The organism is Arthrobacter sp. NPDC058130 (assembly GCF_042884475.1).
In the GTDB taxonomy this organism is placed as follows: domain Bacteria; phylum Actinomycetota; class Actinomycetes; order Actinomycetales; family Micrococcaceae; genus Arthrobacter.
In genome coordinates this window covers 288,818-302,787 of sequence record NZ_JBHVTV010000002.1, presented here as the reverse complement: position 1 = coordinate 302,787, position 13,970 = coordinate 288,818, and the positions used below count along the sequence as shown (strand labels likewise).

General features: G+C 67.3%; 10 protein-coding genes. All 10 read right to left on the bottom strand.

Features of this window, described 5'->3' with window-relative positions:
* Window positions 1–6: 6 nt before the first annotated feature.
* The 10 genes from yvcK to ACFVTM_RS05450 all read right to left on the bottom strand — a co-directional run bounded on the left by yvcK (window position 7) and on the right by ACFVTM_RS05450 (window position 13,863).
* Window positions 7–1,026, bottom strand: a complete 1,020-nt coding sequence (gene yvcK, locus ACFVTM_RS05495) for a uridine diphosphate-N-acetylglucosamine-binding protein YvcK (protein ID WP_390202375.1) — start codon at window positions 1,024–1,026, stop codon at window positions 7–9.
* Window positions 1,026–1,949, bottom strand: a complete 924-nt coding sequence (gene rapZ / locus ACFVTM_RS05490; protein WP_390202374.1) for an RNase adapter RapZ — start codon at window positions 1,947–1,949, stop codon at window positions 1,026–1,028. The genes yvcK and rapZ overlap by 1 nt, the downstream gene beginning before the upstream one ends.
* A gap of 142 nt (window positions 1,950–2,091) precedes the next feature.
* Entirely contained in the window at window positions 2,092–4,107 is a 2,016-nt protein-coding gene (gene uvrC, locus ACFVTM_RS05485) for an excinuclease ABC subunit UvrC (RefSeq protein WP_390202373.1), read from the bottom strand.
* Between the two features lie 77 nt (window positions 4,108–4,184).
* Entirely contained in the window at window positions 4,185–4,853 is a 669-nt protein-coding gene (locus ACFVTM_RS05480) for a lysophospholipid acyltransferase family protein (protein WP_390202372.1), read from the bottom strand.
* Entirely contained in the window at window positions 4,840–5,580 is a 741-nt protein-coding gene (locus tag ACFVTM_RS05475) for an HAD hydrolase-like protein (RefSeq protein WP_390202371.1), read from the bottom strand. Before ACFVTM_RS05475 ends, ACFVTM_RS05480 begins: the two co-directional genes overlap by 14 nt.
* 169 nt (window positions 5,581–5,749) lie before the next feature.
* Window positions 5,750–8,698 carry an excinuclease ABC subunit UvrA gene (gene uvrA / locus ACFVTM_RS05470; RefSeq protein WP_390202370.1) on the bottom strand — a complete coding sequence of 983 codons (2,949 nt, stop codon included), beginning with the start codon at window positions 8,696–8,698 and terminating at the stop codon, window positions 5,750–5,752.
* Window positions 8,699–8,765: 67 nt separating this feature from the next.
* Window positions 8,766–9,158 carry a GntR family transcriptional regulator gene (locus ACFVTM_RS05465; protein WP_390202369.1) on the bottom strand — a complete coding sequence of 131 codons (393 nt, stop codon included), beginning with the start codon at window positions 9,156–9,158 and terminating at the stop codon, window positions 8,766–8,768.
* Window positions 9,155–11,011, bottom strand: coding sequence for an ABC transporter ATP-binding protein (locus tag ACFVTM_RS05460; protein ID WP_390202808.1), 1,857 nt, complete (start codon window positions 11,009–11,011; stop codon window positions 9,155–9,157). Before ACFVTM_RS05460 ends, ACFVTM_RS05465 begins: the two co-directional genes overlap by 4 nt.
* A gap of 122 nt (window positions 11,012–11,133) precedes the next feature.
* On the bottom strand, window positions 11,134–12,948 hold the full coding sequence (locus ACFVTM_RS05455; protein ID WP_390202807.1) for an ABC transporter ATP-binding protein: 1,815 nt from the start codon (window positions 12,946–12,948) through the stop codon (window positions 11,134–11,136).
* 135 nt (window positions 12,949–13,083) lie between these two features.
* Window positions 13,084–13,863 (bottom strand): trans-aconitate 2-methyltransferase, encoded by a 780-nt coding sequence (locus ACFVTM_RS05450; protein ID WP_390202368.1) that lies wholly within the window; start codon window positions 13,861–13,863, stop codon window positions 13,084–13,086.
* Window positions 13,864–13,970 lie beyond the last annotated feature (107 nt).

Sequence of the window (13,970 nt, the reverse complement as noted above, 5' to 3'; positions counted from 1 at the left end):
CCTTTCCTAACTGTTCCCGAAAATATCGTGGTACGCCGTCGCCAGCCGCAACGGATCATGGACCGGACGGCGACCAGACGCCCCCACTTTACCCAAGACCACCTCGGCTCCGAGCATTCCAGCCGCCTGCTCGAAGTCGGGCAGGTCCTGGACCGAAGCCGGATCGGCCAGGATGACGTCGATGGTGAACTCCGGCGCGTATTCGCGCAGGACCCGGAGGTGGTCGGCGGCGCTCATGCCGGCGGTCTCCTTGGTGTCTGTCGCGAGGTTCATCGTCAGGCAGCGGCGCGCGGCCGTGTTGCAGAGGGCCTCGCGCATTTCGGGCAGCAGCAGGTGCGGCAGCACGGAGGTGTACCAGGAGCCCGGCCCGAGGATCACCCAGTCGGCCAGTTCGATCGCGGTCAGCGCCTCCAGGCACGCGGGGGCGTTTTCGGGCAGGAGCCGGACGTGCTCCAGGGACCCTGCCACGGCGCATTTGGCCTGGCCCGTGAGGGTCTGCAGCGCCGTGGTGCCGTCGGGGGCTGTGACCCGGATCTGGCCTTCGATGGTCAGCGGGATGCTGGACATCGGCAGGACTTCGCCGCGCGCGCCGAGCAGGGCGCCGGCCCACTTCAGGCCGGCAACAGTGTCGCCCAGGAGTTCCCAGAGGGTGACGATCAGGAGGTTGCCCATGGCGTGCTCATCGAGGGACCCGCCGCGGCCCTTGCCGGGGGCGAAGCGGTGCTGCATGACGTCGCGCCACGTCCGTCCCCAGTCGGTGTCGTCGCACAGCGCGGACAGCGCCATGCGGAGGTCGCCGGGCGGGAGGACGCCGTACTCTTCACGGAGCCGGCCGGAGGATCCGCCGTCGTCCGCGACCGTGACGATCGCGGTGAGCTCGGAGGTCAGCAGGCGCAGGGCGGACAGCGAGGCGGAGAGGCCGTGGCCGCCGCCGAGCGTGACGACGGAAGGTCCCTTGTCCTGCTGGCTGGCGAATGCCGCGCTGGCGGGCGGGACAAGGGGCAGCGGTCCGGTCAGCAGTGCCATTACTCGCGGCCCAGATCCCGGTGCGTCGTAGTCACGGTGACACGCGGGTATTGCGCCAGCCTCCGTGACAGCTCGACGGCGACGGCCACGGAGCGGTGCTTGCCGCCGGTGCAGCCCACGGCGATCGTGGCGTAGTGCTTGTTCTCGCGCCGGTACCCGTCCAGGACAGGTTCGAGGGCCAGGACGTAGCGTTCCACGAAGTCGCTGACGCCCTGCGCCTCCAGCACGTAGTCGCTGACATCCTGGTCCAGCCCGGTGTGCGGGCGCAGCGCCGGGACCCAGTGCGGGTTGGGGATGAAGCGGGCATCGGCCACGAAGTTCGCGTCCACCGGCAGCCCGTACTTGAAGCCGAAGCTCATGACGTTCAGCCGCAGCGCCACCGGTCCGGTTTCGCTGAAAAGTTCCGTGATGGCGGTGGCGAGGCCGTGGACGTTCAGGGAGGACGTGTCCAGAACGATGTCGGCGGTGTCCCTCAAGTCACGGACCAGTTCGCGTTCCGCGGCGATGCCGTCGAGGATCCGGCCGCCGCCCTGGAGCGGGTGGGGCCGGCGGCCCTGCTCGAAGCGGCGCACCAGCACGCCGTCGTTGGCATCGAGGAACAGCACGCGGAAGGTCACACCGGTGGCTTCCAGGGCGCGGAGGGCCGCGCGCATGTCGGCAAAGAGTTCCTTGCTCCGGACGTCCATCACGACAGCAAGCTTGGACATCGAGTGCGGTGTCCGCGACACCAGTTCGGCGAGCGTGCCGAGCATCTGCGGCGGGAGGTTTTCCACGACGTACCAGCCATGGTCCTCCAGGGCGTCCGAGGCGGTGCTCCGGCCGGCTCCGGACATTCCGGTCACTACGAGCAGTTCCGCCTCGACGGGTTTGACCGGTGTCATGCCGTCCGCATCCGTTTCGGATCCTGCCGTCGACTCTGCCATCAGTGAAGCCCCATCTCTGCCTGTGCGTTCTGCTCTTGCGGTCGGGATTGGGCGCGGGCCGCGGTGATGCCGCGGCCGTGCCGTTTCCCAAGTCCTTACCCTAGCTAAGTTTGGCGGCGCTAGCTAAGTCTGGCGGCACTGGCTAGGCGTCGAGGATTTCACCGGTCGTCATATTGATCGCCGGAACCGTGGCGGCTCCCTCACCGTCGTCGGTGAAGTGCCGGACGATTGCGGCGGCCAGTGACGGACCGATCCCCTTGGCGCCGGTGAGCTCCTCCTGCGTCGCGGCCTTGATGCCTTTGAGGGACCCGAACTCGGCCAGGAGTGCCTTGCGTTTGGACTCCCCCAGCCCGGGCACGCCGTCCAGCGCGGAGACCGTCATGGCCTTTCCGCGCTTTTGCCGGTGGAAGGTGATGGCGAAGCGGTGGGCCTCGTCGCGGATCCGCTGCAGCAGGTACAGGCCGGCGGAGGCGCGGGGCAGGATCACCGGGAAGTCGCTGTCCGGCAGCCAGACTTCCTCGAGCCGTTTGGCGAGGCCGACCACGTACACGTCCTGGATGCCCAGTTCTGCCAGTGCCCGTGCGGCGGCGTTGACCTGCGGCTTGCCGCCGTCGACGACGACGAGGTTGGGCGGGTAGGCGAATTTGCTCCGCGGCGCGGGCGTCGTGGAGTCCGCGACTGCCGCGGCAGTTGCCGCTTCCAGCGCGGCCTGGTGTGCCGGTTTGGCCGCGGCTTCCGCCAGTTCGCTCTGCCCGGATTTCTCTAAGAGGTAGTGCCGGAACCGGCGGGTCAGGACGTCGTGCATGGCCGCGGTGTCGTCGTTCGCGGCGGCGCCGGTCACGGAGAACTTCCGGTAGTCGGACTTTTTCGGCAGCCCGTCCTCGACCACAACCATGGAACCGACCACGTTGGTGCCCTGGACGTGCGAGATGTCGAAACATTCGATCCGGAGCAGCGCCACCGGGAGTTCGAGGGCTTCCTGGAGTTCCTGGAGGGCCTGGGAGCGCATGGTGAGGTCGCCGGCGCGGCGGGACTTGTGGAGCTTGAGGGCGTGCTCGGCGTTTTCGCGCACCGTGGACATCAGGGCGGCCTTGTCTCCGCGCTGGGGCACCCGGACGTCCACCCGGGCCCCGCGCAGGCCGCTGAGCCACTGCGCGAGCTCTGGGGCGTTGGACGGTTCGGCGGGCACCAGGACCTCACGGGGCAGCCTGCCCTGCAGCCCGGCTTCCTCGCCGTAGACCTGCTGGAGCAGGTGTTCGACAAGCTCGGGAGTGGTGGAGTCCTCGACTTTTTCGACCACCCAGCCGCGCTGGCCGCGGATCCGGCCGCCGCGGACGTGGAAGACCTGGACGGCGGCCTCGAGCTCGTCTTCGTGGAGGGCGAAGACGTCGGCGTCCGTGCCCTCGGCCAGGACCACGGCGTTGCGTTCGAAGACCTTCTTCAGCGCCGCGATGTCGTCCCGGAGGCGGGCCGCGCGTTCGTAGTCGAGTTCGGCAACGGCCGCGGCCATCTCCCGTTCCAGCCGGTTGACGAACGGTTTGGCTTCGCCGCCCATGAAGGTGCAGAAGTCCTCGGCGAGGGCGCGGTGGTCCTCGGCGGAGATCCGCCCGACGCAGGGCGCCGCACATTTGTCGATGTAGCCGAGCAGGCACGGCCGGCCGCTGGCCTCGGCACGCTTCAGCACCCCGGCGCTGCAGCTGCGCACCGGGAACACGCGCAGCAGGGTGTCCATGGTGTCCCGGATCGCGCCGGCTGTGTAGGGGCCGAAATACCGGGTTCCCTTGCGCCGGTCGCCGCGCATCACCTGGACCCGTGGGTACTTCTCCCCCATCGTGACGGCCAGGTAGGGGTAGGTTTTGTCGTCCCGGAACATCACGTTAAAGCGGGGCGTGAATTCCTTGATCCAGGTGTATTCCAGCTGCAGCGACTCGAGTTCGCTGCCCACCACAGTCCACTCGACGCTGCTGGCCGTGTGCACCATCGCGTAGGTTTTGGGCAGGAGCCCGGCAGGGTTGGCGAAGTAGGAATTCAGCCGGGACCGAAGGTTCTTGGCCTTGCCGACGTAGATGACCCGGCCGTGCGGATCGCGGAAGCGGTACACGCCCGGATTGGTCGGAATTTCACCCGTCTGGGGTCGGTAACTCGCTGGATCTGCCACACTCCAAGTCTACTGAGCCGCCGGGGGTGCCGCGGCACCGGCCCGTCCGCGGGCCGGTCGCGTGCCGCCGTCGGGGGCTATTCGACCGTCTTGCTCTGGTTGTAGCTCGTGGAGCGTTCCTGGCCGCTCAGCTCCGCGATGGCGTCCATGATGCGGTCAGTGACCTGGCGGCGGGCCGGCAGGGAGTGGTCCGGTCCGGTCTTGTCGAAGTACAGCGGCTCGCCCACCTTCATGGTGAAGTGCTGCGGCTTGACCGACTTGCTGTCGGCGGGCTGCAGGTGCTCCGTGCCGATCAGGCCCACCGGAACCACGGGTGCTCCGGTGGTGAGGGCCAGCCAGCCGACGCCGGTGCGGCCGCGGTACAGGATGCCGTCGCGGGAGCGCGTGCCTTCGGGGTAGATGCCCACGCCCTTGCCGGAGTCGAGGATGTCCAGGAGGGTCTTGAGTGCCTGGACACTCGCCGCCTGCTCGCCGCGCTCCACGGGGATGGACCCCACGGCCTCGAAGAAGGACTTCATGACTTTGCCCTTGACGCCGCCGGTGGTGAAGTATTCGGCTTTCGCGAAGAACGCGACGGGCCGAGGCATGAGGGCCTGGACGATCACGCTGTCCAGGAAAGAGAGGTGGTTCGGCGCGACGATGAACGGTCCGTCCGTGGGCACGTTTTCCAGGCCAATGACCGTGGGACGGCACGTGGAGGATATGAGCCCTCGCGTGGTCCAGCGGATTGCGTCAAACATTGCCATCGGTGTGCACCTCGTTCAGGGCTGTGGTCCCCGGGCGTTCGGAGAGTCTGGTGATCGTCGCGTGGAGCGCCGTGGTGTTGTGCACGATCTCGACGGCCCCGGCCTCGTGCAGTTCGCCGTCGGGCGCAAACCCCCAGCCTACGCCGATGCAGTCCAGTCCGTTCGCAGCCGCTCCGGCCACGTCCTGTGCCCGGTCCCCCACCATCACGGCCATGCGTGCCGCTGCGGGGTCCGCCGCGGCCAGGTCCGAGAGCGCGGCTGCTACGATTCCGGCCTTTCCTTCGGGAACTGCGCCTGCGGCGGCGGCCTCGTCGGCCGCGGAGCCGCGGATGCTGTCGAAGAGTCCGGCGATGCCGTGGTGGGCCAGCACCGTGTGGGCAAGCCCTTCCGGCTTCTGCGTGGCGACGGCGATGGGCCGGCCAGCGGCCACGAAGTCCTCGAGGAGGCTGCGGATCCCGGGGTAGAGCCGGCTCTGCGCGATGCCGGTGGACTTGTAGTGAGCGCGGTAGATGCGGATGGCGTTCTCCAGCTGGTCCGCCGGAACCCCGGCGACTTCCGTGAGGGAGAAGCTCAGCTTGGGACCGATCATGGCCTCCAGCACGGATTCCGCCGGAACGGGAAGACCCAGCTCGATGAGGGCCGCGGCGATTCCGTCGGTAATCCCGCCGGCGGGATCGACAAGAGTGCCGTCAAGGTCGAAGATTACGGGCACTGTTGTATGCGTCACCGGCTTAGTTTCTCACGAGTGTGCGGCAGCCAGAAATTCGCATACCCCTATGGGAATACATCAGCCGCATACAGCAGGCGACGCCATCGGGCGAACACGGCGCCGCAAGCCCTGCCCTCCCCGCCGCCCCCGGGCGGCCGGGGTCAGGCGGGGAGGTAATACGAGCAGCTCAGGCGAGGAGCTCGGTGAGGAACGCGGCGGTGTGGCTTTCGCTGGACTTGGCCACCTGTTCCGGGGTGCCGGAGGCGACAACCCGGCCGCCACCCGAACCGCCGTCGGGGCCCAGGTCCACGATCCAGTCCGCGCTCTTGATGACGTCGAGGTTGTGCTCGATCGTGATCACCGTGTTGCCCTTCTCCACGAGGCCCTGCAGCACCATGAGGAGCTTGCGGATGTCCTCGAAGTGCAGGCCCGTGGTGGGTTCGTCCAGAACGTAGACGCTGCGGCCGTTGGAGCGCTTCTGGAGTTCGGCCGCGAGCTTCACGCGCTGGGCCTCGCCGCCGGAGAGCGTGGTGGCGGGCTGGCCGAGCCGGACGTAGCCAAGGCCGACGTCGACGAGTGTGTTGAGGTGCCGGGCGATCGGGGAGAACGCCGCGAAGAACTCGGCGCCTTCCTCGATGGGCATGTTCAGCACATCGGCGATGGTCTTGCCCTTGTAGTGGACCTCCAGGGTCTCCCGGTTGTACCGGGCGCCGTGGCAGACCTCGCAGGGGACGTAGACGTCCGGCAGGAAGTTCATCTCGATCTTCAGGGTGCCGTCGCCGGAGCAGGCCTCGCAGCGGCCGCCCTTGACGTTGAAGGAGAACCGGCCCGGCAGGTAGCCGCGGACCTTGGCCTCGGTGGTCTCGGCAAAGAGCTTCCGGATGTGGTCGAACACGCCGGTGTACGTGGCCGGGTTGGAGCGCGGGGTGCGTCCGATGGGGCTCTGGTCGACGTGGACCACCTTGTCCAGGTGCTCGAGGCCCTGGACGGACTTGTGCCGGCCGGCCACCTGCTTGGCGCCGTTAAGCTTGTTGGCGAGGACCTTGTAGAGGATCTCGTTGACCAGGGTGGATTTGCCGGAGCCGCTGACGCCGGTTACGGCGGTGAAGAGGCCCAGCGGGAAGCTGGCATCGATGTTCAGGAGGTTGTTCTCCTTGGCCCCGACCACCTTGAGCTCGCGCTTCTTGTCGTACTTGCGCCGCTTCTTGGGGATCTCGATTTTCTTCCGGCCCGCGAGGTAGTCGCCGGTGAGCGAATCGGTGTTTTCCAGCAGCGCCTGGTAGGAACCGGAGTGGACCACCATGCCGCCGTGCTCGCCGGCGCCGGGTCCGATGTCGACCACCCAGTCGGCCTCGTGGATGGTGTCCTCGTCATGCTCCACCACGATCAGGGTATTGCCGAGGTCCCGCAGCCGGGTGAGGGTTTCGATCAGCCGGCGGTTGTCCCGCTGGTGCAGGCCGATGGAGGGCTCGTCCAGGACGTAGAGCACGCCCACCAGGCCGGAGCCGATCTGGGTGGCGAGCCGGATGCGCTGCGCCTCGCCGCCGGACAGCGTCCCGGAGGGCCGTTCGAGGTTCAGGTACTCGAGACCGACGTCGAGCAGGAAGGTCAGGCGGGCCTGGATTTCCTTGAGCACCTGGTGGGCGATCTGGGCTTCGCGGCCGGTGAGGACGAGGTTGTCGAGGAAGTGCGCGCATTCGCGCATGGGCAGCGCGGCGACTTCGGCGATCGACTTGCCGTTGATCAGGACCGAGAGGGAGGCGGGGTTCAACCGGGCGCCGTTGCAGGCCGGGCACGGGACCTGCCGCATGTATTCCTCGTACCGGTCGCGTGCCGAGTCCGAATCGGTCTCGCCGTGCTTGCGGTGGACGTACTGCATCACGCCCTCGAAGCCGGTGCTGTATTTGCGTTCCCGGCCGAAGCGGTTGCGGTACTGCACAACAACCTTGTGGTCCTTGCCTTGCAGCACGGTCTGCCGGACGTCGGCGTCGAGCTTTTCCCACGGCGTCGTCATGGAGAAGCCGAGTTCCTCGGCGAGTCCGCTGAGCAGCCGGCCCCAGTATTCTGAGGTCGCCGTTCCGAGGGACCACGGCGCGATGGCTCCCTCCGCGAGGGAGAGCTCCGGGTTCGGGATGATGAGTTCCTCATCGACTTCGAGCCTGGTGCCGATGCCGCTGCACGCGCTGCAGGCGCCGAAGGGGTTGTTGAAGGAGAAGGAGCGCGGCTCGATCTCGTCGATGGCCAGGGGGTGCTCGTTGGGGCAGGCGAGGTGTTCGGAAAACGCCCTGATCCGACCGGGGTCCTCCGCCTCGAGGTCGACGAACTCGGCCAGGACGCGGCCTTCGGCCAGGCCGAGGGCGGTTTCAACGGAGTCCGTCAGGCGCTGGCTGATGCCCTCCTTGACCACCAGGCGGTCCACCACCACCTCGATGGTGTGCTTGAACTGCTTGCCCAGCTTCGGCGGATCGCTCAGCTGGACGAGTTCGCCGTCCACCCGCGCCCGGGAGTAGCCCTTGGCGGTCAGTTCCTTGAAGAGGTCCACGAATTCGCCCTTGCGCCCGCGGACCACGGGCGCCAGGATCTGGAAGCGCGTGCCGTCCGCGAGCTCGAGCAGTTGGTCCACGATCTGCTGTGGGGTCTGCTTGGTCACGGGCTCACCACAGATGGGGCAGTACGGCCGCCCGACGCGGGCCCAGAGCAGGCGCATGTAGTCGTAGATCTCGGTGATGGTGCCCACGGTGGAGCGCGGGTTCTTGCTGGTGGATTTCTGGTCGATGGACACGGCGGGCGAGAGGCCCTCGATGAAGTCGACGTCGGGCTTGTCCACCTGGCCCAGGAACTGCCGGGCGTAGGCGGAGAGGGATTCGACGTAGCGGCGCTGGCCCTCGGCAAAGATGGTGTCGAAGGCGAGCGAGGACTTTCCGGAGCCGGACAGGCCGGTGAACACGATCATGGCATCGCGCGGAAGGTCCAGGTCCACGTTGCGCAGGTTGTGCTCGCGCGCACCCTTGACCACAAGGCGGGTCATGTCCGGGCGCTTCAGCGCAGGACGGGGCAGGGCGGCTTCCCGGACTGCCAGCGGTTCGACGGCGGACGGGATTTCAACGGCTGGATCTTCAGCTACAGCTTTAGGCACGAATCTAATGCTAATCGAAAACTTCTTCGAAAAACTATTCTGCGCGCCGCCGGCACCTCCGGATGTGTTAGTGGCGGTCGTAGGCGGCGGCCAGCAGCTGCACGGCCTCCGCGAAACTCGCGCCCTGGGCCTTGGCGGCCGCGGCGAACTCGGCGGCCGCGGCGGACAGCGAGCTCCAGGCGGCATCGCGGGCACAGACCACCGTGCCGTTTCGGCCCCGCGTCACCACCACGCCGGCGGCCTCGAGTTCCTTGTACGCCCGCGCCACGGTGTGCGGTGCCACGCCCAGCTCGCCGGCGAGGCTCCGCACGGCTGGAAGCCGGGTTCCCGGTGCGAGCGTACCGTTGTCGGCCCGTTCAATGACGTAGAGCCGGAGCTGTTCGAAGAGCGGGACGGAGCTGGCCGGGTTGGTCCGCCAGGAACCGGGGAAACGCTCCCCCGCCGTGTCCACGGGGCTCACTGTTCCGCCTCGCGGACGGTGCGCACCTGTTCGCGACCGGCGAACTGCACCTCGTACAAATCCTTGTAGAGCCCGCGCCTGGCCATCAGCTGCTGATGGCTCCCGTGTTCAACGATTCGTCCGTGGTCCATGACGAGAATTAGATCAGCGTCACGGACCGTGGACAAACGGTGCGCGATCACGAAGCTGGTGTGACCTTGCCGCAGCTGTTCCATGGCATGTCGGATCTGAACCTCGGTGCGGCTGTCCACGGAACTCGTGGCCTCGTCCAGGACCAGGATGCTGCGTCCCGCGATCTGCGCCCGGGCGATCGAGATGAGCTGGCGCTGCCCCCGGCTCAGGGAATCGCCGTCGTTGCCGAGCATCGTGGCGTAGCCGGCCGGAAGGGACCTGACAAACTGGTCCACGTGGCTGGCGTGGGCCGCCTGCACTATGTCGGCGTCGGTGGCGCCGGGACGGCCGTACTCGATGTTTTCCCGGATGCTGCCGGTGAACAGCCAGGAATCCTGCAGGACGGTACCGAAGGCGCTGCGCAGATCATCGCGGGGGATGGTGGCGATGTCCGTCGAGTCCACCAGGATCCGTCCGGAGTCGAGCTCGTAGAAGCGCATCAGGAGGTTGACCACGGTGGTCTTGCCGGCCCCGGTGTGTCCCACGATTGCCACGGTCTGTCCAGGTTCCACCGTGAAGGAGAGGTCCTTCACCACGGGAGTGCCGGGGCTGTAACTGAACGTGACGTGCTCGAACGTGACCCGGCCCGCCACCCCGTCGGGAATCAGCGTGCCGGGAACCGGCGCGGCATGGGACCCGACTTTGGCATGGGCTTTGCGTCCGTTGCGGGATTTGCGCGGGACATGGATCTTACGCACGGCGGTGGCGCCGCGAAGCTTGCCAGCGCCGTTGGCCGAAACGGCGGGCACGGCGGCGTCCGCCGGAATCTCCGGAGCGTCCAACAGCTCAAAAACACGTTCCGCCGAGGCGAGGCAGGATTGGAGGAGGGTCAGCATTCCGCCGATCTGGCCCACCGGCTGGCTGAAGAGGCGGGAAAACTGGAAGAAGGCCTGGATGCCGCCGATGGTCATGGCCCCGGCGGTAACCTGCAGGGCCCCCACCACAGCCACGGCGATGTAGTTGAGGTTGGCGACAAACACCAGAAGCGGCTGCACGATGCCGGACAAGTACTGGGCGCGGGTGCTCGACCGCGTGAGCTTTTCGTTGTACCCCCGGAAGATCTCTGCCGACGCCTCCTGCCGGCCGAAGGCCTTGACCACTTCATGCCCGGTGAAGGTTTCTTCGAGTTGGGCGAGCAGTTCGCCAGTGCTGCTCCACTGCTCCTTGAAATGCGCCTGCGAATGCCGGGCCACGAGCACCGTGATGACGGTGGACACCGGCACCGAGAGGACGGCGATCAGTGCCAGCAGCGGGGAAAGCCACAGCATCATGGCGAGTGCGGCGGAGAGCATCAGGAGGGACAGGATCAACTGGTTGAGGAGTTGGTTGAGGCCCTGCGAGACGTTGTCGACGTCGTTGGTGGCGCGGCTGAGCACGTCGCCGCGGCGCTGCTCCTCGAAGTGGCTGGACGGCAGCACGTGGAGTTTTTGTTCCACGGAACCGCGGAGCCCGTAACTGAGGCGCTGCACGGCTGTGGCGGTCAGGGAGCCCTGGATCCAGCTGAAGAGCGACGCCCCGGCGTACATGGCGGAGACCGCCAGCAGCCGCGCGGCCAGCTCCTGTTCGTCGAGGGAGCCGCCCAGGAAGCCCCCTACGACGACGTCGGTGGCGTCACCGAGGACCTTGGGGGCCGCGACGTTGAGTGTCACGAACGCACAGGTGGCGGCGATGGCGCCGGCCATCCGCCATTTCAGCGGCAGCAGCAGTCGAAGCAGCCGCGCGGCGGACTGCCACTTGATGCGTTCCGCGGGAGCGACCGCAGCGGCCCCCGCTGCGGTCCCGGCGCGGGACGCCCGCCTGCGCCTCACGGGGCTTCCTCCAGCACCAGCTGGGACGCGGCAATTTCCTGGTAGCTGGGCGAGGTGTCCATGAGTTCGCTGTGCGTGCCTTGCGCGACCAGGCGGCCGTCCTCCAGCACGAGGATCAGCCCGGCGTCCACGATTGTTGACACGCGTTCGGCCACGATCAGCACAGTCGCCGAGCGCAGCAGCGGCTCGATCGCCGCGCGGAGCCTGACATCGGTTCCGTAGTCCAGGGCCGAGAAACTGTCGTCGAACAGGTACGCGGGGGCATTCTTGAGCAGCGCCCGCGCGATGCACAGGCGCTGCCGTTCACCGCCGGAGAAGTTGGTGCCGCCCTGGCTCACCGGCGCTTCGAGCCCCAGCGGCAGGTCGCCGACAAAGTCGGCGGCCTGGGCGGTTTCGAGCGCCTGCCACAATTCCGGATCGTCCGCGGCGGGCGAGCCCAGCCGGAGATTTTCCGCGACCGTACCTGCGAAGAGATAGGACTGCTGCGGGACGACGGCGATCAGGCTCCGCAGGTCGTCCAGCGGCATGGCCCGCACGTTGTGTCCGCCGATGCTGATCTCGCCGGAAGTCGCGTCGATGAACCGGGGAAGCAGGTTCAGGAGCGTCGTCTTGCCGCTGCCGGTTGCGCCGATTATCGCCGTCGTGGTCCCGGGCCTTGCGGTGAACGAGACGCCGTCCAGCACCGGCGCCTCGGCGCCGGGATAGGCGAAGGACACGTTCCGGAACTCGACGGTCCGGCCCGTGGGGGCAGCATGGCGGGGATGCGCCGCGTGGCCGGGATGCGCTGTGCTGATGGGATGCGCAGTGCTGATGGGATGCGCAGTGCTGCCGCGGCGGCCCGCCCGGGCGCCGGCGGGCGTGGCCGGATCGGCGATGGCCGGTTCCGTGTCCAGCACCTCGCGGATCCGTTCGGCGCAAGCCGCCGCCCGCGGGGCCGTCATGAAGACGTACATCGCCATCATGATGGCAATCAGGATCTGCAGGATGTAGGCGATGAACGCGGTGAGCGCCCCCAGCCGCATTTCGCCGGCGTCGATCCGATGGCCGCCGAACCACACCACGAACACGGAAGACAGATTGACCACGAACATGATCATCGGCATCATTCCGGCGACCAGGAGGGCGGATTTGAGGTTGTTGCGGGTGAGGTCCTTGTTGGCTTCGTCGAAGCGACGGATTTCAAGGTCCTGCCGGACAAAACTGCGGATGACATTGGCGCCGATGATCTGCTCACGCATCACCCGGCCGATCCGGTCGAGGAGCCCCTGGCCCTGGCGGTACAGCGGAATCAGCTGGCGTACGATCACAGTCATGATCACCGTAAGGACCGGGATCACCACCACAACGATCCAGGACAGCACCACGTCCTGGTGCACGGCCAGCACAATTCCGCCTATGAAGATCGCTGGCGCGGCGATGAGCATGATGAAAACCAGGACGGCGAGGTTTTGGATCTGGGCGACGTCGTTGGTGGCACGGGTGACGAGGCTGGGTGCCCCGAAAACACTGACTTCCTGGGAGGAGAAGGACTGCACTTTCGTGAAAAGCTCCCCGCGAAGCTGGCCGCCAATGGCCATGGCGACGACGGCGCCCAGGTATCCGGCCGCGATGGCCGCGATCACCTGGACGGCGGCGATGCCGGCCATCCAGCCCCCGAGGTGGATGATTTCCCCTTTGTCCCCGCCGATGATGCCGTCGTCGATGATCGCGGCATTCAGGGTGGGCAGGAGCAAGTTGGCGGTGGCTTGCACGAGCTGCAGCACAACAATGGCCAGCACGCGCCCCTTATGCGCGGACAGCAGCCGCGCCATCAGGCCTATTAGCACCGAACCTCCATTACTAGCCCAGGGCCCGGAATGGGAATCAGCCTAACGGCTGCCCCCATACCGCCACGTCATTGTAAGCCCCATTCCGGAGTGCTTCGTGTCAACCGGCAGACACGCCGCTCACCCGGTTTTTTGCGCCACCGCGAAAGTGCGCCGGAACGGGAATACAGTCCCGTGCCGGCCCGCGGGATACGCGTTGTCCAGCCTTGCCGAATATTCGTCCTCGAACTCCCGGGCCTCGTCCCCCGGAAGCGCCGCGAGGACCGGCCTGAGTCCTGTGCCGCGGACCCACTCCAATACCGGGTGGGCACCCGGGAGCACCTGCATGTAGGTGGTCTCCCAGGCGTCGGCAACGCACCCGGCGTCGAGCATGATCTCAAGGTACTCCGCCGCCTCCCCCACCACGTCGTCGTGGCGCAGGACCCCGGCGAGCCGCCCGGCCCAGGCCGGCGAGTCGGCCAGCTCCCGCATCAGGGCGTGGGACGGGGCGTTGAAGTTCCCCGGCACTTGGAGCGCGAACCAGGCGCCGGGCTTGAGGGCATCGAGCCACTCCGGCAACAGCTTCCGGTGCTCGGGCACCCACTGCAGGGCGGCGTTCGTGACCACCACGTCCGTGTCGCCGGGGGGCATCCAGTGCGCGATGTCGGCGAGGTCGTAGGAGAGATTGGCGGCCGCGGCCGCATAGTTCTTTGATGTCGCCAGCATTTCGGCCGAGGAATCCAGGCCCACCACCTGAGCGCCAGGCCACCGGTCCGCGAGCGTCGCGGTCAGGTTGCCGGGACCGCAGCCGAGGTCCACGACGTGCCTTGGCGCTTCGGCACGAATCCGTCCCGTTAGATCAAAAAAGGGTCTGTCCCGGTAATCCCCGAACTGCACATATTTCCCAGGATCCCACTTCATGGTGCCTCCAAGTTTCCGGCAATGTTGTCCTAACCGAAGCGTAGTCCCGGCCCGTAGGCCAGCCAAGGATGCACGCAATCGCTGCCTGCGGCCCAAGGGTCCACCGG